Origin of the sequence: Nonomuraea sp. NPDC048882, assembly GCF_040649755.1 — a bacterium.
Lineage (GTDB): Bacteria > Actinomycetota > Actinomycetes > Streptosporangiales > Streptosporangiaceae > Nonomuraea > Nonomuraea maheshkhaliensis.
Genome location: NZ_JBEZGB010000040.1, coordinates 1 through 20,738 on the forward strand (window position 1 = coordinate 1; position 20,738 = coordinate 20,738).

Consider the following 20,738-nt stretch of genomic DNA (forward strand, 5'->3'; position numbering starts at 1 on the left):
AGCCACGCCCGTAGTCCGACCGGCGGGTCTCCGACCAGCCGACCTAACCCAACCCCACCGATGAAAGGGACATCAACTCGCAGAACGCACTCTCAATTTCGAGAAGGCCTTGCGACAGATCCAGCGAGATGCCGGTCAGACCTTGGCAAACCCGCTCGTCGGGCAGGGCGTGCGAACGGCGCTTCCCGTCGGGGCCGGCACCTTGGGCACGCTGATCGGTGGCCCGGCCGGTACCGCGATCGGCAGCCAGCTCGGCACCCTCGCAGCAGGCGCACTGCCCCAGGCCGGCAAGCCCGGGAAAGTGTCAGGCCTGTCCTCGGCGGGTGGTGGCACACCGGCTGTGCCGCCCATTCCGGTCGGCGCAACGCCCGAGGCCGGCGTGGCAAGACCCGCAGTGGCGGACGGTTCGGCGGCGGCAGCGCAAGGGCTGGTGCTGACTCAGCAGCCGGACGTGCTCAAGGCGTTGCTGGCACTGTCGATGGGCCAGCATGGTGCCCGGCAGGTGGGTGGAATACCGGTGGCGTCCGTCATGAACATGCTCAGCTCGGTCTTCGGTCAAGCGGCGGCGGACGCGGACGAGCTTGCCTACCTCGACGGCGAGGGCCTCGATGGCGGTGAGTTCGGAGAAAGCGGCGGTGAATATGCCGAACCCGCTTTCGGCACTGGACGCTCCCTCTATACGGCGTTCATGGACGCCGAGAACGAGGAGCTGGCGTCATGACGACCTCCGAGCTGGCGGCCGTCGAAGCCCTCCTGGTGAAGGCGCTGCCGGACCCGATGGGGTTCGCTGAACGCGTTCTCGGTGAGCTCGCCGAGCGGATCGCGACCGTCCCGCCCAGCGACGGCCCTGCCATCGTCAAGGGCCACGAGTCGGCGGCCTACCAGGCGCTCGTCGACCGCAACGTGCTGCTCGCCGCGGCGCTCGGCGCCTGTGAATGCTGGGGCGAGGACGCCGGTTGTCCCGGCTGCGGCGGAGAGGGGGCGGCCGGATGGGTGCCACCCGACCCCGAACTGTACGCCGAGTATGTCGTCCCCGCGGTCCGGCGTATCTCGTCGGCTGGGCCCGCAGACGCTAGCCCGGCCGAACCCTCAGTCATGAACCATCGCGTCGGCCCAGCCGTTGCCGCCGGCACGAGCCTCACAAACGGACCAGGTGAAGGAGAAGCCAGATGAGCAGTGCATTCATGGAAGACCTCGGCATCGAGTACGAGGACGTGTACGACGATGCCGAGCTATACGACGACGAAGCCGAGTCTGCCGCGTCGCGCGCGCGGCGAAAGCGCGCCCAGGCGCTTGCGGCCGCCAAGCGCCGGGCGGCCGCAAGGCGCCGGGCGGCCGCCGGACGGGGCAGCAGGTTGCCGGCCCCGGCCTCACCGCGTGCGGTCGTCAGCGCCCTCAAGGAGATGGATCTGCGCAACAAGGTGCAGCAGGATGCCCTGCGCAGCACGATCGTCGAGCAGAACAAGAAGATCGATCGCGCGGGAATCGCAACGGTTGCCACGCTGCTCATCGGTGAAGCGTTCCGGACGTTCGGCGCGCCGGATAACACCTTCGTCCGGGCTGGAATCCAGGCCATGCCGTTGCTGGCGCTCGCGAGCGGCAGCAATCGAGGCGGGATTGAAGGCATGGTCCGTCACCCGGCGTTCTATGGTGGCGTGGGCATGCTTGGGCTGGCGTTCCTCGGCCATCTGCGTAAAGATGCTGGGTCAGCTAAGACGATCAAGGTCCTGGGCAAGTCGCAGCTGACAGTCAACCAAAGCGCTACGTTGCAGGCCTTCGTCCTTGACGGGCATGGCAAGCCCTCCGACGTCACGGTCACGTGGAAGGCGGAGGGTACTAATAACGTCGTCTCCATCGACCCGGCCAGTGGCGTGGTCGAGGCCAAAAACATCGGACACGCCCTCATCACGGCGACCGCCGACGATGTGGTAGAGCCGTTCTGGATTGAGGTCCTCAGTGCTCCTGAGTGACTCGTCAGACCTGCGCGCCATGGACATCGCGCGCGCGATGGAAGCCATAAACGCGGAAAAGAGCAAGTCCACGACGGATGGCACATCGGCCGGAGGTGGCACGCCCACGACGGGGGGCGAGTCCTCGGGGAGCAGCAGGTAGGGCATGCCGACCATGGATCCTGCCCTACAGGAACTGCTGCGCGGCGAGCCGACAGACCGGGTGGTCGAGGCGATCATCCGGTTTCGGCGGCCGCGCATCGAGGTCCCGCGCGTTCGGGTCGTGGCCCGCTTCGGTCGTATCGCGACCTGTCGCCTCCCTCTCGCAGCGGTAGAGGAGGTGCGGGCACACCCGGACGTCGTGAGCCTAAAAGCCGCCCGGAAGGTTGTCCCCGGCGACTCCTCCGTTGAAGGTCAAGAAGTCGCGCATCCGGCCCGTCTTGGTGCTCGAATGCAGCCTTTCGAGCACCAAGGCGAGGAGCGCAGGGCACACAGGAAACATCCGATCAGCAGGAACCTCCCCAGGCGGCCGGCCGAGCCGCCCCTCACGGGAGCCGGTGTCGTCGTAGGCGTCGCGGACTGGGGCCTGGACTTCGACCACCCGGCCTTCAAGCATCCTGCGGGCGCGGCGCGTCCTGAGGGAACCACGCGGTTGATCAAATTGTGGGATCAGCGTTCACCGAAGCGTCGGCCGCCCGCGCCACTCCTCTCCGGAACACCCTTGCAAAGGCCTGGTTGGAACAGCGCTACGCCGGCAGAGATGACGTCCATTGCCCCGGAGCCGTACGGGTACGGGACGGTCTATACCCGGGAGCACATCGACCGGGCGCTGCAGACTACCCACCCGTTCCGGACGCTCGGCTACCATCCGGCCGACGCGGACCGCGGCGGTGGTGCACACGGGACGCATGTGACGGACATCGCCTGCCGCGTGGCACCCGATGCGGATCTTGTGTTCGTCCACCTGGCTGCCCAGCGTTCCGGAGGTCTGGTGGACCTTTCCACCATGGGCGATTCGGTTCGCTTGCTCGAGGCGGTGGACTTCGTTGCACAAACCGCCGGTGACCGCCCGTTTGTGATCAACCTTTCGATGGGGCGGACCGGCGGTCCGCATGATGGGACTTCCGTTGTCGAGCTTGCACTGGATGAGCTCCTGTCGGCGGCGCCGGGCGCAATGATCTGCCAGAGCGTAGGCAACTACTACCAAGCCCGCACGCATGCCACGGGCGTCGTCAGGCAGGGGCAGCGCAGGATGCTGCGGTTCGTCACCGACCCCGCCGATACCACGCCGAACGAGTTGGAGATCTGGTACGACGGAGCAGACGAGTTTGCCGTACGCATCGACCCACCGGGCACTCATGGCGCATCGGCCGTCCTGCTCGGCGAGACGGCCGATATCGTCGTGGCCGGTCGGGTGGCCGGTCGGATCTACCACCGTGCACACGACCCTAATAACGGCGACCACCACGTCGACGCGTTCCTCTACCCGTGGGCGCCGGCCGGTGAGTGGCACGTGACGATCGAGGGCCGCCGGGTCGTCAATGGCCGCTTCCACGCCTGGCTCGAACGCGACGAGGCGTGCCCGAGATGTCAGGCCAGGTTCGTGCCGGCCGATGCCAGCCCCAACTACACCACCGGCACCATCGCGAATGGTCACCTGCCGCTCGTGGTGGGCAGCTATGACGCCCGCTCCCCCCTTCGGCCACCCGGCCCGTCGAGCAGCGCCGGCCCGACGCGAGACAACCGCCGCGAAAAACCCGACCTGGTCGCTCCCGGCGTCGGAATCCTGGCAGCCCGCTCGGCACCGCCGGGCAGCGAACGCAGCCCCGGTCTGCTGGTCCGCAAGACCGGATCGAGCATGGCCGCACCGGCCGTCGCAGGGGCCGTGGCCGTGTTGCTGGGCTGGGCAGGGCGTCGGCTCGGTGCCGCCGAGATCCGCCGGCTCGTGCTGTCAACCACTGACCAACCAGCCCTCGACCAGGTCCGGACGAACCGTCTCGGCCGGGGCTACCTGAACATTCCCGCCCTGCTCGCCGCCGTACGACAGACCTGGCCACACGAATCCGAGACCACCACTATGGAACACGATCACATCGCAACACTTGCTCTTGCGCCGGCTCGCGCCTACCGTGAGCTGCTCTACCGCCCCGCCGGGGATCTCTCGACATGGCTCAACAGCAGGTTCGTGATCCTCGCCCGGCCCGGGCAGCAGGTGGTGGATCCGCTCGAAGTGGGCGACGTCATACTTCGGGCCGTTCTCGGACGACTCGGACCGCGAGGTGACTGCGTAGTCATCGCTGAGCCCGGCCTGACCCGCCGTCGTAGTAGTAGACCCGGCGAGCCGTCCGGCTGGTACGCCGTCGCGTCGCTCCCCGGGACGGCTATTGGTTCGCGGTCGGTGCGGGTGCTCGACTCGGCGGGTCTCGTACCGCCGGGCCAGTTGCTGCTCCGTACTCGGCCGCTGGAGCTGGACCGGGAGACGAACGGGCTGGACACTTTCGACACCGCAGCCGACGAGGCCGCACTCGATCCGGACCTCAGCGCGACCCTCGGGCTCGAAGACGCGGACTCGGGATACGGCGAGGACCTCGACGTCGACGACGAGGGAACCTTCGAGACCTGCGGGAGCCGGTGATGGAGCGCTACGAGGACACCGATGGCACGAAGCCAGATACACCGTCCAAGGCATGCCTGGCACGGGCGGCCGGTCTGAAGGTGGCTGTCGTGGGCGGTGGGCTCGGCGGGCTCCTGGCGGCGCGCACGCTCGCCAGGTGGGGCGTCAAGGTGACGGTGTACGAGGCGCGAGCGCAGGTCGGCGGGCGGGTGCTGAGCGATTCGACGTTCGCGAAGGGCCGGATCATCGAGGCCGGGGCCGAACTGGTCGGCTCGATCCACACGCGGTGGTGCGCGCTGGCCAAGGAATACGGCATCTCGCTGATCAGCCGCATGAATGACGACCTGTACCGTGGCCAGCAACTGCAGCGACGGATGATCCTCGACCGGCTGCTCACGCCTGAGGAGATCGCGGACATCGAGCAGCAGGCGCTCAACCGGGTGCTGGGGCCGATGGCCGAGTTCGCCCAGAGCATCCAGTCCGGCAAGGAAAGCGAGCCCTGGAAACAGCCCGATCTGATCAAATACGACCAAATGTCGGTAGCGGATGCGCTGGAGAAACGGTTCGGTGTCAGCAAGGACGGGCGCCTGTGGAAGGCGATGGAGCTCCTCCTCGTTAACAACAACGTGGCCTCCCTTGAGCAGATGAATTTCCTGGCACTGCTCTGCCTGGTCCGCGGCGGTCAGACCGGGCACAGAGCGGGCAAGCCGGTGACCAGCGCGCAGGACTCGCTGATGGGCTTCTGGAACGAGGTGGAGACCTACCGCTGCGGTGACGGCTGTCAGCGTCTGGCCCTCATGATCGCCGCAGAGGTGCGCGCCCGTGAGGGCTGCCGCGTCATTTGCAATATGGGTGTCCGCCGGATCGACCTTCCCGAGGGTGGTGGTGTCCTGGTGACGGCGCGGAGCACGAAGGAGGGGTTCGACAGGTGGCTACGCGAGAAGATCCCGCCTAACCCGCTGATAAACGTCCAACGCTACGACTACGTGGTCTTCGCCGTACCGCCAACCGTCTGGGGAGATATCGAGATCACACCGCGCCATCCTAAGGACTTCATCGGGCTGATGGGGTGGGGTGCGGCGGTGAAGTTCTTCAGCAAGGTCAAGGAGCGGTTCTGGGTCAAGGACGGTTTTTCGCCGCTGGGCGGTTCGCTGGAGATCGGGCAGGTCTGGGAAGGCACGGACAACCAGACCATTGGCAAGGGACAGGACGTCGTGCTGAACGTGTTCACTGGGTCGCGTACGCCGAGCCCCGACGATTACAAGAGAGAGCTGGCCCGTCTCTACCCTGCCGATCCGCCCGACAAAAAGGACTCAGGCTACCTCCGTAACCTCGAGGAGTGGTGCCTCGCTGACTGGTCGAAGCAGCCGTTCATCCGGACCGGCTATTCCTCACCTCGAGTCGGTCAGGTCTTCACGATCGGCAAAGAACTGAACGAGCCATTTCAGGGCCGGTTGTTCTTCGCCGGTGAGCACACCCAGATGGACCATTTCGGCTACATGGAAGGCGCCATCCGGTCCGGCGAGCGGGCCGCCCGGCTGCTCCTCGACCAGCTCTGCCGGTCGCTGACCGAACCGGTCCTGGTGGGCGCCACCGGGGTCTCTGGCGGCGCCGCCCGAGTCGGCTGAGTTGATCAGGCGGTTCACCGCGCTCACTGTGTTCGTCCAGACGATGCCGGCTTCCTTCACCTGCTCGGCGTTGACGACCAGGGCGGGGATGAACCGGACGACCTCCCCTCCAGGCGCCGCAGGTCAGCAGCAGTGGACCTCGCTCGGCGGCCTCCTCGCCGTCGCGGAATGTCACTGCCCCTTCAGCGACTGATGTTCAGTGTGACGTTGTACAACAAGTCGTCTTTTGCCCGACGGGCTATTGCGTACCGCTCCGTGATCGGTTTCGCTGTTCGTGAGTTTGCGCTTACCGGTTGCAAGGGAAGGTGGAATGGACGCTTGTCGTGGCGGGTGACGCTGTTTCAGGAGCCGGGCAGAAGCACGGGCTCTCCGCAGACGTCGACCTGAGCGGTCAGCTCGAGCTGGACCTCTTTCTGCGGCCGGCCGAGGACGCGGGCGCGCCGACCCAGGGCAACTATCACTGCCAGACCGAGATCATCGCTTCGTACTGCCTCAGCCTGCACACCGACACGTCGATCGTGAAGATCATTTGTGAGTGGCAGGAAGACTTCATTATCGTGCGGGATAGACCGCCCCTGCTGGAACTGGTGTCGGTCAAGCACCACGACCGGATGCTGTACACCACGATGAAGTCGCTGTGTGACGACGGCGGGATCGCGCACCTGTTCGACCGGTGGCTCAGCTACACCAGCCGGCCGGTCGTACGGCTGGCCAGCAACACGCGTATGGGCGGCAGACCGGGTGACTACACGCCGCGTGCCCTGCTGGACGTGTGCCGGGCCGGTGAGCTGGACACTCCGCGGGGGATCGCGCTGATCGCGCACCTGGCATGGGCGATTATGGAAATGGCGGCGAAGTCCGCCACCCTGGACAACATCCCCAGACCCGCCGCACCGGTGCCGCCCAAACCGAAACGGCACGACCCGGCCGGTCTGCCGGCAGGGCTGTTCGAGATGCTCCTGCGGTTCGTGCGCAGCTGCCAGTTTGACTGCGAGCGGCCAGCGAAGCGTGATATCCGGGACGTCAACATCCGGCAGATTATGGAGCCCGCGGCTGGCACGCTTGGCTTCGCGCCATCGGCAGCTGCGGACGTCTACAAGGCGGTCGTCGATCTCGTCGCGGAAGCGAGCCGGGACGACAGCGGCCGACCCGTCGACCTGGCCCAATATCTGACCAGCCCCGGCGCCTACGACCCGCGGTCAGAGATCGCGCAGACGGTCCAGCGCCGGACCGTCTCCCGTGAGGCGGTATTGGACGCAATCCGGCTCGGCACGCGGCGCGCCGTCGGCGACCCGGTACCGCTGCTGCGGTCCGGGCAGACGCCGCCACGCGCCCCCGGCGGTCATCACCTCATCGAATCTTGAGAACAGGCGCGCCCTCGCCAAGGCGCCCATACCTCCGGACAGCCGTGCCGACCGCCTGTCACCTCATCAGCGCGCGAGGGCAGTTCCTCTTCGGTGACCGTTCAGGTGCGGCTGACTGCGCTTTGCTGACTCCTGTTCGGGTGACGATCTCCTGCGTCGTCATCTGCTTGGAAAGGAGGTGGATCTGATTCACCTGCTCAGATGTGAGGCGCGCGCGGCGCGCTGTAGCGGTGAGCACCGGCGGGCTAGAGCACAGCAGCAACGGATGTCACACGCTCCCAGCAAGTTCGGGATCGAGTCGCTTGGCCAGGTGCGACATTGCGGCTGCCAAGCGAGAGGGCTCGCGTTGCGGAAAACCGACCAGTCGGTCGGGGGCGCTCTTTCATCGTTGTCGTGGGTCTTGGGCTCTTCCCACAGCAGCAGCGCCGATATCCCCAGGGCCCCCGGCCCGTGGGGCCGTTGTAACACCCCGAGGAAGGGAGTCGCCCTTCTCCCGTCTTATCCGCTTGTTGTCGTTGATTCTCGATCGGCAAGAACCTCCTGCACGAGAGTAAACCGGCGCTCTCAGCCAACTCTCAGAGCTCGCTCAGGACCTCCGCCGTCGCGTTCTCACCTTCGTTTCGTAAACAGATCGTTGGATCACGACCACAAGCCCATGATCGACGAACCGCGGATCGTGATCGACGCGCGGGTGCCGCATGGTCCGGGTCACCCGGTCCGGTTGACGGCCGGTCCGCGGAGTTCGACATGGTAGAGGCCGCTGGCCCCGCCGGCGACGACGGTGGTTTCCGATAGCCAGCGGCAGGTCAGGATCATGCCGTCCACGCGCATCGCTGCGACCTCGGTCGCCGCAGCTAGGTCCCACAGCCGCAGCGTGTCGTCATAGCTCGTCGACGCCAGCAGCGCGCCGTCCGGTGCGACGGCAAGATCGGTGACCTGCGCGGTATGCCCGGACAACAACGCCGTTCGGCGGCCGGAGATCTCGATCTGTCCGCGATAGGCCGCGAACGCGATCCACTCACCGTCCCGGCCGACCAGCAGCGCGTCCCCGTACCGGTCGCCCGTGACGGTTACCGTCGCGGCGCCGGTCGCCGGATTCCAGATCCGCACCGGACCGCGGGACTTGGCGGCCGAGGCCAGCCGGGAGCCGCCAGGATAGACGCGAAGTACCTTCACTGGGCCGTCGTGGCCGGTCATTGTCGGACCGGGCTCGCCGGTGGCCGGGTTCCAGATCCGGATTGTACGGTCCTCGCCGCCGGACGCCAGCCATGAGCCGTCCGGCGCGGTCGCGAGAACGTGTACCGACCGGTGATGGTCGAACAGGTGCCTGGTGTCGCCCGAGTAGTACATGGCGTTCTCGCCGGCGGACTCGTGGTGGAATCGGTGCCGCTCGGTCCAGGTGGCGACGTCCCACACCCGGACCGTGCCGTCCTCGCCCGCCGAGGCGAGCCAGGAGCCGGCCGGGTCCACGGCGAGCGTGTTGACCGGTCCCTCGTGATCGGGCAGCTCCACCTCGATCGTGCCGGTGTCGGCGTTCCACACTCGGACCGTGCCGTCCTTGCTGGCCGAGGCGAGCCACCGGCCACCGGCCACCGGCACCAGGGCGCTGACCGGCCTGTCGTGGCCCTGCCAGCGCCGGACAACCGTCCCGTGGCCGGTATCCATGATCCCGAGGCGGCCGAACCTTGTCGCGTAGGCGTACCACGTCAGGCCCGGCTCGTGAACGATCGCGGAGATCCACGGATCGCCGAACGGCTCACGTTGCGGCTCGCCGGCGCGGGTGTTCCAGATCCGCACCGTGCCGTCGGGGCTTCCGCTGACCAGGTGGGAACCGTCCGCGACAGCGGCAAGCGAGTCGGCGGCCCTCGTGTGCCCCCGGAGCTCGGCGATCGCCGAACCGTCCGCGGTGTTCCAGACGTGGATCGCGGTGTCGTCGCTGGCGGCGGCCAGCCAGGAGCCCTGCGGATCGACGGCCAGGGACCGCACCGGGCCGTCACCGCAGGGCAGAACAAACCGTTCGTCGCCGGAGCCGGTGTCCCAGATCCGTACGGCATTCTCCTCGGCGGTCGCCGCCAGCCAGGAGCCGTCCGGCGCCACCGCGAGGGCCCGCGTGGGGTGCAGTCGGCGGCAGAGCTGCCGGGCGTATGCGTATCCCCGCAGGTTCCGCATTGTCTCCCCGGTTGTGGGGTCGGACAGCCGGACCGTTCCGTCGTTGCTTGCCGACGCGATCCAGCCGCCGTGCGGGTCGACGGCGAGGGCGGTCACTGCGGCCGGGTGCCCGATCGTGCTGCGCAGGCGGGGTTCGCTGAGGTCCCAGAGCTGCACCGTGCCGTCGGCGCTCGCCGAGGCGAGCCAGGAGCCGTCCGGTGCGGCCGCGAGGGCGGTGATGACGCTGGTGTGCCCGCCGAGCCAGAACCTCGGTGCCCGGGCCTCGAAGTCCCACAGGATGATGGCCCGGTCGAAGCCGGCGAAGGCGATCCAGGAGAAGTCGGGCGCGGCCGCGAGGGCGGTGGCGTACCAGGGGTGGCCGGTCAGCTCGGCGACGACCTCGCCGGACTCGACGTCGTGGACGGTGATGATCTGGTCGTCACCGGTCGACGCGATCAGGGAGCCGGTCGCGTCGGCGACGAGCAGGTGGGTCCAGTCGGCGGGCATGCTCATCCGGTGGCGCAGCGCCCCGTCTGACATCGCCCAGATCGAGACGTACCCGTTTTCGTCGGCTGCGGCGACCCAGGAGCCGTCCGGGGCGGTCGTAACCGCGTGCACCGTGCCCTTGGCGGTCAGTGTCCGGACCAGGCTTGCACTGGGTTGGTCGGGCATCATGCTGCGGACCGGCCACAGCAGCGGCCAATCGAGGCGGTAGGCGCTCGCCGCGAGCACGCCGGTGCCGCCGGTATACACGGCGATCGTGCCGGCGGTCAGCGTGTGGCTGTCGCCCCGCAGATGGAGATGACCGGTCTGGCGCAGCAGTCGCGCAAGGGCGACACTGTGCGGGTCGTTCGGCAGGGTGAGCAAGTCGACCTCGGCCGCCGCCGCGCCGAAGTTCCGCACCTTGTTGACGGTCCACCGCAGGTCGTGCGCGAGCGCGGCGAGCTCGTCCGCCAGTCCGGCGCCGCGCAGGTGCCCGAACAGCTCCCGCCAGATGTAGGCGTCCTCGGGCGGAAGCGTCCACCACGGTGTGGCCACGTCCCGGTACGCATCGACGAGCTGCGCGTGTAGTCGCGGCATCTCCACGCCGGCGCGCCGGATCAGGTATTGATGGAGTACGTCGTGCAAGCGGACCCCGGGCTCGGCCGAAACCGTGGCCTTGGCCAGCCCCAGGTCCGCCAGCTTCGCGCAAAACCGCTGTACCTGCCACGGTGTCCAGCCGTGCGCGCGCCACAGCACCTCGAGGGCGCGCCGGGGAATGTCTGTGCCGCGCGGGAAGACGGCCAGGTCGAGGTAGTGGTCGAGTTGCCCGGCGTCGGCCAGGAGTCGCAGGCTCAGCTCGACCGTGGCGGACACCGCCTCCTCGTCGAACGCCGCCGCGCCCTGCTCGGTGAGGCCGCCCAGCACCTCGTCGTACGCCGTGTCGACGGCGACACCATCAGCGATCCGCGTGCGCAGATAGCCGCCAAGCAGGCCGAGCAGGATGGGCCACCGCCCGCACAACTCGGCGAGGCGGGCGGCGGCGGGCGCGTCGAGGCTGGGGACCGTGGCCCGGATCAGGTCAGCGGCCTCCGCACCGGTCATCACGTCGATGGCCATGATCGGCACGCCGCCCGGCAGCAGGCGCCGGTCCCGGGTGGTGACCAGCCGCGTGCACCGCGAGCCACCCTGCAGCAGCGGCGTCAGCTGCCGTTCCTCCCACACGTCGTCGACGACGATCAGCAGCCGGCGGTCGGCGATCAGCTCGCCGAGCCGCATACCGGCCTGCATCGGGTCGGACGGGAGGAACTCAGTGCTGCCGAGACGCCGGACGACGCCGGAGATCAGCTCCGTCATCCGGGCCGGTGTGCAGTCGACGCCGACGTCCACCCAGACGATGCCGTCTCGGAAGTGATCCTTGATCTCGGGCCGCCGACAGACGAGGCGGGCCAGGGTGGACTTCCCGACCCCGGCACCGCCGTGGAGGCCGACGACCGACGGGGTTGTCACCAGTCGGGACATCTGGCCGGTGAGCTCGGCCCGGTCGATCTCGGTGCCGGTGGCGGCCGGCACCCAGAACAGCGCGATCGGATCCACCTCGCCGATCAGGCGTCCCAGCCGTCCATCCTCGGCTGCGGCGGCCGCCGGTTCGGCGACGGGTAGCGGGCAGGACGGGGGCCGATGGCGTTCCACATCACCATGCGCCCGCCGCCAGGCGGCCATCATCCCCAGCACCACATCAGGGTCACGGCCGTCGACCTGGGCTCTGCGCCGTAAGGCCTTCAGCAGGGACTCCATCTGGTCCCAGTCGGGCAAGCGACGACGCCGGGCGTAGACAATCTGCTCCAGGGTGCTCTTCGGTCCGCCCTCGTGCTCGCTCAGCCACTGCGGGGAAGGGCTGCCGACCGCGCGCCGCGCCTGCTGCACGTAATCCAGGAACATGGCCAACGGATCCGGCTCAGACCCCGGCGGCAAACCGGTCACCGGTGCCCCCCATCGTCTCGAGCACGGGCATGATACGCATGATGTAGTGACGCTCGACTCCGCTGCGCGGTTGCACCCCGCCGCGAAGCCACCGGACCGCCCCGCACACCGGGTAGCTGGATCTCGGACAAATGTTTCTGGACACCTTCGCGATCATGTTCCGCATCCGGTCATGGCGTGGTGTCGCCCGTATGGGGCCGGGAGCGGCGAGTAGCTGGTTCGGGGCGGCCGGTGAGCAGGCGCAGCAGGCGGAAGGCGCGATTGCTGAGGCGGTCGCTGCCGTACAGCGCGGTGACCAGAATGCCGACCGCGGCCAGTATTTGCGCCCCGGCCAGCGCGAGGCCGGCGGCCGGGTGAATGACCAGGGCGGCCGCTGGTGCGCCGGCGGCGGAGACGGCGGCGGCGGTCAGCACGGCGGTGCGCTGCGTCGGGGGCGGGGATGCGCTCATGCCGCGATTCCACCGCCGGTCCGGCTCGGGCGTCCCGATCCCCGGGTGAACCCCGGGTCGGCCCCGGGTCAACGCCGGATACCGCGCGGCCGGGCGGCGCGCCCTTGCGGCCAGCTGGCCGGGCATACGGCCCTGCGGCCGGTCGCGGCCGGCGCCACCGGGCGCGCTCCCGCCGACCGGATCGAGCCGCCGCCCAGCTTGCCGAAACAAGGTCTCATTATCCGGTCATCTCTGGCGGCCTTCGCCCGAAACGTCGGTTCGCCCGATTACGCCAGCAGGTCGACCCGGGCCCGATGGCTGATCAAGCTGACTTTGCTGGTGAGTAGCAGCAGCGTTTGTCGGTCAGTTTGGACAGCACTCGGGGGCTGATCGGGCCCGGAATGTCGGTGACAAGTAGCAGCACCCGGAGGCTCGACTACTCACCTAGCGTGTTCACGTGAGTGCTGAAAGAGGGTGTGCGGGGCCTGCTGTGGGAGGATCAAGACATGTTCACTTCGCCTCTGTCGCCGACCGATCATGCTGTGCTTTCTGCGGTGCGGGATGGCTGGCTTCCAGTTGCGGAGAGCGCCGCCTATCTGCCGGTGGGATTCGGGGCGCACCACTGGCGGATCGACCAGGATGGTGTGCCCGCGCTCTTCGCGACGCTCGACATGCCAGGCGGGCATCGAACCCCCGACTTGTTTGAGAGAACATACGCGGCGGCGTCCGAGCTCGCAGCGAGAGGCTTTCTCGGGGTGCTCGCACCGGTCCGATCCACGAACGGGAGCTTCACGATCCCCCTGGCCGAGGGGATTCTCAGTGTCACTCCCTGGGCGACGGGGCGCACGCCCGACGAGGCAGAGGCCGTACGACCCGACCATACCGCCAAGACGAAACGGCTGCTCGCCGAGTTGCACAGCGCCCCCGCGCCGGTTTCGCTGCCACGCTGGCAAACGCGGATCACACCGGACTTCTCCGGCCAGCTGACGCATGCCGCCACAGAATTGTGGAATACGGGCCCGTTCGGAGAGGACGCTCGTCGCCTGATCGTTGATTCTGCCGAATCGATCGCCGGCTGGGCGTCACGGTATGCCGAGCTCGCCGAGAAGGCGCTGGCAGCCCTTGACCGCTGGGTGCCGACGCACGGCGAGCCACACCACGCCAACCAGATACTCACAGATTCCGGACTCGTGCTGGTGGACTGGGAGTCGTTCGCGCTCGCCCCGCACGAGCGGGACCTTTTCCACCTGCCCGAACACGACCGACGGGCCCTCGGCGGCGAGCCCGAGATGATCGAGCTGTTCGAACTGGAGTGGCGGCTGACCGAGATAGAGCAATACGCCCGCTGGTTCCAAGCACCGCACACCGGCAGCGAGGACGACCGAATCGCGCTCGCCGATCTGCGCAACGAGCTCAACCACTGACGCCGCACGTCACGAGAGCCTCGTGGGCGATGCGCCGACGTGCCCGTCGGACATGCATGGACCTCCAGAGTCCTGACAGATTGCCTCAGGAGCGCGGGCGACTCGACGAGGGCTTGCCGGTCCTGCTCAGGGAGGCCTTGCAGGAGGGCTATCACCGGCTGGAGCCCCTCGGCGCGATGACGTCGTCGTCGCTGAGATCAAGCCTGATGACGATCTCCGTGAGGGCTTTGGCGAGGGCGCGTTCGAGCGTGGTCATGAGGGGGCTCCCAGCTGGTCGTTGGCGCTCTTCCTCGACGCTGTGACGATCGCCGCGGCTCGTCCCGCATCAAGATCGTTCGTCCTCGCTTCGCTGCGGGCGCTGCATCTTGACCCGCTCCTCCCAGCAGCCGGCCAGGGCGTTGTCGAGGAAGGGCAGGCGAGAAGGGGTTAGCCGGCGGCCTTGCTCGCCACGGCGGTGGCTTCGGCCTGGGCGCGAGTGGTCTGGGTGAGCCGGTAGGAGTCGGTGCCGGTTTCGATGATGGTGGCGTTGTAGGTGAGCCGGTCGACGATGGCCGCGCAGAGGCGCGGGTCGGTGAAGGTCTTGGTCCAGCCGCCGAACGACTCGTTGGAAGCGATCGCGACGCTCGCGGTCTCTTCTCTGTCGGTCAGGACTTGGAAGAGCAGGTCGGCGCCTCGTTTGTCGAGTTCGAGGTGGTGGGTCGGAGACGGGACGCCGTGCACCGTTTCGGGTGTCGGTTTTCCCGTCCCCGCCCGCCGAACCGGACGTGCCCGTTGGCCGGGCATCCGGCTCTCCACGTGATCCGATGGGTCAGGCGAGGTATTCGCTGACCTGGCCGACGAAGGCCACATCGTCGTGGTTGGTCCGGCGGAAGCGTGCTCCGTCGGGATCCACCTCGTCGATGTTGTAGGGCGTGCTGATCTGCGCGCCGCGGAACCGGTAGCGCTCGACCTTCATCTTCGCCGGGTTGTAGAGGACGATCCCGCCCTCGCTGATGCGGTCCGCCCCGTAGTAGCGGCGGCGCACCTGTTTCCAGGTCAGGTGGGGACGCTTGTAGCGGATCCAGAGGATCACTCTCCACCAGGCGTACCAGCCCAGGTAGGAGAACGTCTTCTTGGAGACGCCGTAGCGGAAATAGGCTGCCCAGCCCCGCAGGACCGGGTTGACCGCCCGCAGCACCTGCTCCAGTGAGAGCGATGTCGTGCCGCGCCCCGTCAGCTTCTTGATCTTGTGCATCACGTTCGCCAAGGCTTGCTTGGACGGGATGGTGAGCACGACGCGACGGTTGCCGCCGAAGGGCCTGCGCTGGATGTGGAAGCCCAGGAAGACGAAGCCGTCGTCGATGTGGGTGATGTGGGTCTTCTCCTCCGAGAGGGTCATCTTCAGCTTGCGGGCCAGCAGCTCACCGATCTCCGTCTTGAGCGTTTCGGCCTCGGACTTGGTGCCGTGCACGAGCACGACGAAGTCGTCGGCGTAGCGCACCAGCCGGTAGTTCGGCTGCCCCCGGCGGCGGCGCTGTTGCCTGCGCCATCCGGGGTTCATCTGGTCGTCCCAGATCCGTGCGAAGTGCCGGTCCAGGACGGACAGATAGATGTTGGCCAGCAGCGGAGAGGCGACCCCTCCTTGCGGAGTACCCGTGAGGGTCTCCGCGAAGCCACCGTGCAACTCGACAACTCCGGCCCGCAGAAACGCGCGGACCAGCCGCAGAACCTTGCGGTCCTTGATGCGCTCGGCCACCAGGTCCATCAGGACGTGATGGTCGACGTTGTCGAAGCAAGCCTTGATGTCGCCCTCGATGACCCAGTCGTAGGTCGACGGCTTGCGGGTGAAGCGGTGGATCTCGGCGATGGCGTCCTGAGCCCGCCGCCCAGGCCGATACCCGTAGCTGGACGGGTAGAAGTCGGCCTCGAAGATCGGCTCCAGGATCAGCTTGAGGGCCATCTGGGCAACGCGGTCACGCAGCGTCGGGATCCCCAGGTAACGGACCTTGCCGTTCTTCTTGGGGACGACCGCCTGCTTGACCGGCAACGCGGTGAAGGACCCGTCCTTGAGCGAGCAGCGAAGCTCCTCCAGGAACGGGATCACTCCGTGGCGTTCCTCGATGTGGAAGCGGGTGACCGCGTCCACGCCTGCCGTCCTGGCGCCCCGGTTGCCGGACACCCGCTCCCAGGCCACCAACAGCGTGGCCCGGTCGCAGATCAAGTTGAACACATCATCGAACCGGCGCTCCGGCTCGTTCCTTGCCCATCGGTGCAGCTTAATCTGATGATCGAGTACCCGTCGCCGAGCCGTCAGCGGTCCCGGCCACTGCTGTGGCGGCACCTCTTGCGGCCATTCCTGCGACGGCGCGTCGTTATTCAACAACGTTCCTCCCCGACAGCAGTTGAGCTGCCATCACGCTGTCGCCCTTCCCCCTGCGACCGGCTTTCCCGGCCTCCGAGTACTACGGCGACTCCGCCACGATCTGGCGTCATCAGCGGGCGTCGCGCCTGCCCGTCGTCCGGCTGGCCGCCGGAGGGGAAGGGCGATGCCAGATCGCTTCCCACGTTCACTGACGATCTCTGTGACGGCGTCGGTGCCCAGCTATACCCCGGCAGCATCGCCACGGACCGCACATCGCAGTCTTGGTCCGGGCCTCCCGCCGCCCATAGGCTCCGGGCGACGGGAGAGGAGAAGGCCATCGGATAAAGCCCTCTCCAGCACTGCAAGCGGCCCATCCACCAGGTTCGGCAGGCCGCTGACGACTCACGGGACGTCAACCACTGGTTCAGTTTCCTTGCACCCATTCCGTCTTCGCTTGCGGGCACGAACCGTCTGGTGGTGCCGGTCCGTCCCTACGTTGTCGAGGCTGCTCCCGGCCTCACCCCCGAACCCGGGGCTCAGCCTGCCTCCAGCTTCAACCGGTCCCTGCGAGGACCGGCGGCGGGCCTCTCATCCCGCGAGATCCGTCAGCGCCTCGTGGCGCACAGCCCAGCTCATCCAGGCAGAGCAAATCGACGCGACCGTAGCGGGCGATGGTCTTGGTCAGCACCTTCGCGTCGGCGGCCTCGACCAGCTCGTTGACCAGCTTGGCGGCCAGGATGTACTTGACCTTGAACCCGGCCATCGCGGCCTCGGTGCCCAGCGCGATGAGCAGGTGCGACTTGCCCGTCCCTGAGTCGCCGATCAGACACAGCGGCAGATGCTTGCCATCGTTATCTAGGGTTGTCGGCCCCTTCCAGCAGGTCAGAGGATGATGATCTCTTCTTTCACGTAGGTCAAGTTGGCCGAGCTGGGCTCTGATTTACTGGTGAGTAGCAGCAGCGTTTGTCAGCACCAGGCCCTGATCTCCTCGGCCAACCCTCTGAGGGACTCGACCGGGTGCTCGACTTCGATCCATGGCGGGGTGAGGTCGGTGGGCTCGAAGCGGGGGACCACGTGGAGGTGGAAATGGAAGACGCTCTGCCAGGCCGTCTCACCGCTCGCGTGCCAGAGGTTCACGCCAGCAGCCCCGAGCGCGCCAGCAAGCCGCCGGGACACCTCGACCGCGGCTCGCATGACGTGTGCCGCCGTCTCGACTGGGATCTCCCCCAAGTCGCGGTGGTGCGCCCGCGGAACGACCAGCGTGTGCCCCTTGGTGGCCTGGGCGAGGTTGAGGAAGGCGATGGCGTGCTCGTCCTCGTGGATGCTCTGCGAGGGCTCGGTGCCGGCGACGATGCGGCAGAAGACGCAATTCATGACGGAATGATCACAGCACGCCTGGCCTGCGTGCAAAGGCGTAGAGCCCTTCCAGCAGGTCAGAGGAAGTGCCATGAAAAATGATCAGGTAGCCGCTGCTGTCCGCGTACTGATCAATCAGTACGACCCCGAAGGCCTGTTAGGTATGGGGGCTCCTGAGGACGAGTACGACCCTGAAGTGCGTGATCTCACCGCTCTGGTGTGTGGTGAGGAAGAGATCACAGCCGAGGCTGTGGGCGCGGTCTGGAACCGATGGTTCAACGAGGTCTCCGAGTGGTCCACCCGGAAACCTGAGCAGGTCAATGAGGTGGCGGCCGCGCTGGAGAGACTTCGTGGCCAGCAACAGCGCTCGAATCGGCCCTGATTGCAGGGATGAGGATCGCCAGCTCGGCGAACAGGTCGTCATTCAGGTAGTAGCCCAAGCGTCGATGGAGGGGCGGCAGCCGGCTCTCCTGTCGCCGAAGCTTCCGCAAAGACTGGCGCAGCAAAGGCCGGTGGTGCAGGTCCGCCGCGCAGGTGTGAGAGAACGTGGACGTCGACATGGCCGCTCGGGCAGCGGAGGAGCGACGTGTTCTCGCCGGAGCCCGCTGGCGGTGCCGTCGCGACGACCGAAGGGAGTGACCGGCGTGCCCCTCATTGAGGAGCGTCGGCGACGCTGGCGGATCGCCGCGGCCGTCGCCCTGGCGATCGTGTTGATCATCTTCGTCCTGATCGTGTGGCCTGACCAGGGGAAATTCGACGCGGCTCGGCTGCTGGGCCTGCTGGTGTCCGCGACCGTGCTGATCGGGAGCGCCATCGGGCTGACCAGGTGGGCGCTGCGACGGCGACCGCCGCCCGCCGCACCGACCGACGCGATGATCGCCGAGGCCAAGACGGCGGTGGCGAACCTGGTGCGGCGGCAGTGGACCGACGAGGCCCGCATCCGGGCGCTGGGCGACCCGCACCCGATGCCGGTCGCCTGGCATCTGACCGCCAAACGCGCGCTGATGGACCACCCGCAGCGGATCGCCGAACAGGAACTGACCTTCGCCGGCAATGCCGAGGACCTGCGTGCGCTGACCGGGCAGTTCCGCGCCCTGCGCAGCCGCCGCCTGGTCATCACCGGCGGCGCCGGCACCGGCAAGACCACGCTGGCCGTGCAACTGCTGCTGGACCTCCTGGCCACCCGCAGCAGCGCCGAACCGGTGCCGGTGATGCTGTCGATCGCCGGCTGGGACACCGCCCGCCACCGCCAGCTGGGCGAATGGCTGACCGTCCAGCTCGCCGCCACCTATCCGACCCTGCGCGCCACCGAGTACGGCGGCGACGCCGCGCCTGCGGCGCTCGTCGAGGACGGGCACGTCCTGCCCGTCCTCGACGGCCTGGACGAACTGCCCGAGCAGGCCCGCGCCCACGTCATCACCGCGCTGAACGCCTCACTCACCGACACCGATCAGCTGATCCTCACCAGCCGCACCACCGAGTTCGCCACCGCCGTGCAGGCCGCCGGAGACGTGGTGACCGGCGCGGCCGTCATCGCCCCCGCCGCGCTCACCCCGCCCGTCGCCGCCACCTACCTACGCACCTGCCTGCCCCCCGCACCCGCCCACGACTGGCAACCCGTCCTGGCCGCCATCAGCGCAGGAACCGCCCCCGCGCTGGCCACGGTGACCGTCACCCCGCTGGGCCTGTGGCTGCTCCGCATGGTTTACATCCTGCCCGGCGCCGACCCCGCACCACTGCTCGGTCCACTCGGCCAGGACCCGAAGGCCCTGCGCCACCACCTGCTGGACCAGCTCATCGACGCTCTCATCGGCGCCCGGCCGCCCGTCAGCAACGGCAACGATCCGTTCCGCCCTCGCCGATCATGGAATCCCAGCCGGACACGCGACTGGCTCAGCCACTTGGCCCAAGCCCTCACCCGCAACCACACCCGAGACCTGGCCTGGTGGACCATCGCTCGCTACACCACCACCCCAGCCCGGCGACACCTCCTGCAGGTGGCGATCGGGCTCGTGACCGGCCTGTCCAGCGGATTGATGATCACATACGCGCTCTTCTACGGAAGGGACACCACCGTTCCCGGCCTCGGGATCGGGCTCATCGCTGGAGCGGTCACCGGCTTCAGAGCCGGAGGCTGGTTCTACCAAGCACCAGGATTCCTTGCACTCCGAATTCGCGAGCTGTTCCGCATCCTCCCTCGTCGGCTCGGCTATGGGCTCCTCATATTCGCGGGAGGCATAACTGCTGCTGTCCTCATCGACGACGCCGCTGCCCAAGCTACGGGGGTCCTGAACGCGTGCATGCGCGCGATCTCAACGGCCCTCGTGTCGCTCGCCCTCCTGGGCGTGCCCGCGACCGTGCTCATCGCCTGGGTCGCACGGATGGAACACCCGGCCACGCTCGCGTCCGCGACCACCGCCTTCTCCGCGTGGAGGGCCGACAGGAATCTCACCTTGGCTCGTTGCGCCGCGGGTGGGGGCCTGTTCATGTTCGCGTACTTCGTCTTCGTCTTTGTCTTTCTCTTCGCCATCGAGCTGGACAACCGTTTCGACTATTTCAGGGAATTCCTCCTCTACGCCTTCTTGTTCGGGGGTCTGGGTGGACTCGGCGCGGGACTCCTCGGCACACTCGTCGTTGGACGTCGCCACGCGTGGCTGGCCTGCGCCATCACCCTGTGGACCCAGCGCCGACTGCCGCGCAGGCTGGTCCCGTTCCTCGATGACATGCACCGCCTCGGTCTGCTGCGGACCGTCGGCCCGCTGTATCAGTTCCGCCACGCCGAACTGCACGACCACCTCGCCGCGCCGGGCTTCGCGCACGCAGCCGCGCCGGCCAGCGGCGCAGAAGACCGCCAACGGAGTGATCGCGGGAACGGTCACCTGTCGTGATCTCGCGCTGTCCGACGGCACGGTCTTCAAGACCGCAATGCCCGCGCCGGTCCTGACCCCCCGGCTCACCTGGCCGTGATGTGAGTGTCGATGAGCGGGCCGTAGGTCAGCGGACCCAAGAGGCGACCATCGAGA

Annotated in this window: 15 protein-coding genes; 9 read left to right on the forward strand and 6 right to left on the reverse strand. The window is 67.8% G+C overall.

Annotated features, from left to right (window positions below):
• Positions 1-109: 109 nt before the first annotated feature.
• From AB0C27_RS55480 to AB0C27_RS55505, 6 genes are all read left to right on the forward strand, one after another.
• The gene (locus AB0C27_RS55480) at positions 110-721 is read left to right on the forward strand and encodes a hypothetical protein (RefSeq protein WP_357863310.1); all 612 of its coding nucleotides are present in this window, start codon (positions 110-112) and stop codon (positions 719-721) included.
• Positions 718-1,173: a hypothetical protein gene (locus AB0C27_RS55485; RefSeq protein WP_357863312.1), complete on the forward strand. Its 456-nt coding sequence runs from the start codon at positions 718-720 to the stop codon at positions 1,171-1,173. The genes AB0C27_RS55480 and AB0C27_RS55485 overlap by 4 nt, the downstream gene beginning before the upstream one ends.
• Complete coding sequence (locus tag AB0C27_RS55490) at positions 1,170-1,970, forward strand: Ig-like domain-containing protein (RefSeq protein ID WP_357863315.1); 801 nt, start codon at positions 1,170-1,172, stop codon at positions 1,968-1,970. Before AB0C27_RS55485 ends, AB0C27_RS55490 begins: the two co-directional genes overlap by 4 nt.
• Before the next feature lie 145 nt (positions 1,971-2,115).
• A complete protein-coding gene (locus tag AB0C27_RS55495) occupies positions 2,116-4,584 on the forward strand; it encodes a S8 family serine peptidase (RefSeq protein WP_357863318.1) in 2,469 nt (822 codons plus the stop codon).
• On the forward strand, positions 4,584-6,191 hold the full coding sequence (locus tag AB0C27_RS55500) for an NAD(P)/FAD-dependent oxidoreductase (protein ID WP_357863320.1): 1,608 nt from the start codon (positions 4,584-4,586) through the stop codon (positions 6,189-6,191). The genes AB0C27_RS55495 and AB0C27_RS55500 overlap by 1 nt, the downstream gene beginning before the upstream one ends.
• A gap of 323 nt (positions 6,192-6,514) precedes the next feature.
• Positions 6,515-7,555 (forward strand): hypothetical protein, encoded by a 1,041-nt coding sequence (locus tag AB0C27_RS55505; RefSeq protein ID WP_357863323.1) that lies wholly within the window; start codon positions 6,515-6,517, stop codon positions 7,553-7,555.
• Positions 7,556-8,263: 708 nt separating this feature from the next.
• On the opposite strand, the gene AB0C27_RS55510 is transcribed toward AB0C27_RS55505, so the two are convergent.
• Positions 8,264-12,124, reverse strand: coding sequence for an NB-ARC domain-containing protein (locus tag AB0C27_RS55510; RefSeq protein ID WP_357863326.1), 3,861 nt, complete (start codon positions 12,122-12,124; stop codon positions 8,264-8,266).
• A gap of 212 nt (positions 12,125-12,336) precedes the next feature.
• On the reverse strand, positions 12,337-12,615 hold the full coding sequence (locus tag AB0C27_RS55515; protein WP_357863329.1) for a hypothetical protein: 279 nt from the start codon (positions 12,613-12,615) through the stop codon (positions 12,337-12,339).
• Between the two features lie 440 nt (positions 12,616-13,055).
• On the opposite strand from AB0C27_RS55515, the gene AB0C27_RS55520 reads away from it, so the two are divergent.
• Entirely contained in the window at positions 13,056-14,018 is a 963-nt protein-coding gene (locus tag AB0C27_RS55520; RefSeq protein ID WP_357863332.1) for a phosphotransferase, read from the forward strand.
• A gap of 426 nt (positions 14,019-14,444) precedes the next feature.
• Here the strand turns inward: AB0C27_RS55520 and AB0C27_RS55525 are convergent, their stop codons facing one another.
• The 4 genes from AB0C27_RS55525 to AB0C27_RS55540 form a co-directional block, all read right to left on the reverse strand.
• Complete coding sequence (locus AB0C27_RS55525; RefSeq protein ID WP_357863336.1) at positions 14,445-14,738, reverse strand: ATP-binding protein; 294 nt, start codon at positions 14,736-14,738, stop codon at positions 14,445-14,447.
• An 88-nt stretch (positions 14,739-14,826) separates the two neighbouring features.
• Positions 14,827-16,227, reverse strand: coding sequence for a group II intron reverse transcriptase/maturase (gene ltrA, locus AB0C27_RS55530; RefSeq protein WP_357863339.1), 1,401 nt, complete (start codon positions 16,225-16,227; stop codon positions 14,827-14,829).
• A gap of 685 nt (positions 16,228-16,912) precedes the next feature.
• Positions 16,913-17,299: an ATP-binding protein gene (locus AB0C27_RS55535; RefSeq protein WP_357863360.1), complete on the reverse strand. Its 387-nt coding sequence runs from the start codon at positions 17,297-17,299 to the stop codon at positions 16,913-16,915.
• Between the two features lie 26 nt (positions 17,300-17,325).
• Positions 17,326-17,733, reverse strand: coding sequence for an HIT domain-containing protein (locus tag AB0C27_RS55540; RefSeq protein WP_357863342.1), 408 nt, complete (start codon positions 17,731-17,733; stop codon positions 17,326-17,328).
• Between the two features lie 73 nt (positions 17,734-17,806).
• On the opposite strand from AB0C27_RS55540, the gene AB0C27_RS55545 reads away from it, so the two are divergent.
• Both AB0C27_RS55545 and AB0C27_RS55550 read left to right on the forward strand, forming a co-directional pair.
• Positions 17,807-18,097: a hypothetical protein gene (locus AB0C27_RS55545; RefSeq protein WP_357863345.1), complete on the forward strand. Its 291-nt coding sequence runs from the start codon at positions 17,807-17,809 to the stop codon at positions 18,095-18,097.
• The gene (locus tag AB0C27_RS55550; protein ID WP_357863348.1) at positions 18,066-20,603 is read left to right on the forward strand and encodes an NACHT domain-containing protein; all 2,538 of its coding nucleotides are present in this window, start codon (positions 18,066-18,068) and stop codon (positions 20,601-20,603) included. Before AB0C27_RS55545 ends, AB0C27_RS55550 begins: the two co-directional genes overlap by 32 nt.
• Positions 20,604-20,738: the final 135 nt, after the last annotated feature.

What these genes read in the sequence shown, in the direction of transcription:
- AB0C27_RS55485 (WP_357863312.1), top strand. Translation starts at nt 718, where the DNA reads ATGACGACCTCCGAGCTGGCGGCCGTCGAAGCCCTCCTGGTGAAGGCG.
- AB0C27_RS55495 (WP_357863318.1), top strand. Translation starts at nt 2,116, where the DNA reads ATGCCGACCATGGATCCTGCCCTACAGGAACTGCTGCGCGGCGAGCCG.
- AB0C27_RS55545 (WP_357863345.1), top strand. Translation starts at nt 17,807, where the DNA reads ATGAAAAATGATCAGGTAGCCGCTGCTGTCCGCGTACTGATCAATCAG.
- AB0C27_RS55515 (WP_357863329.1), bottom strand. Translation starts at nt 12,615, where the DNA reads ATGAGCGCATCCCCGCCCCCGACGCAGCGCACCGCCGTGCTGACCGCC.
- AB0C27_RS55510 (WP_357863326.1), bottom strand. Translation starts at nt 12,124, where the DNA reads ATGTTCCTGGATTACGTGCAGCAGGCGCGGCGCGCGGTCGGCAGCCCT.
- AB0C27_RS55500 (WP_357863320.1), top strand. Translation starts at nt 4,584, where the DNA reads ATGGAGCGCTACGAGGACACCGATGGCACGAAGCCAGATACACCGTCC.
- AB0C27_RS55490 (WP_357863315.1), top strand. Translation starts at nt 1,170, where the DNA reads ATGAGCAGTGCATTCATGGAAGACCTCGGCATCGAGTACGAGGACGTG.
- AB0C27_RS55540 (WP_357863342.1), bottom strand. Translation starts at nt 17,733, where the DNA reads ATGAATTGCGTCTTCTGCCGCATCGTCGCCGGCACCGAGCCCTCGCAG.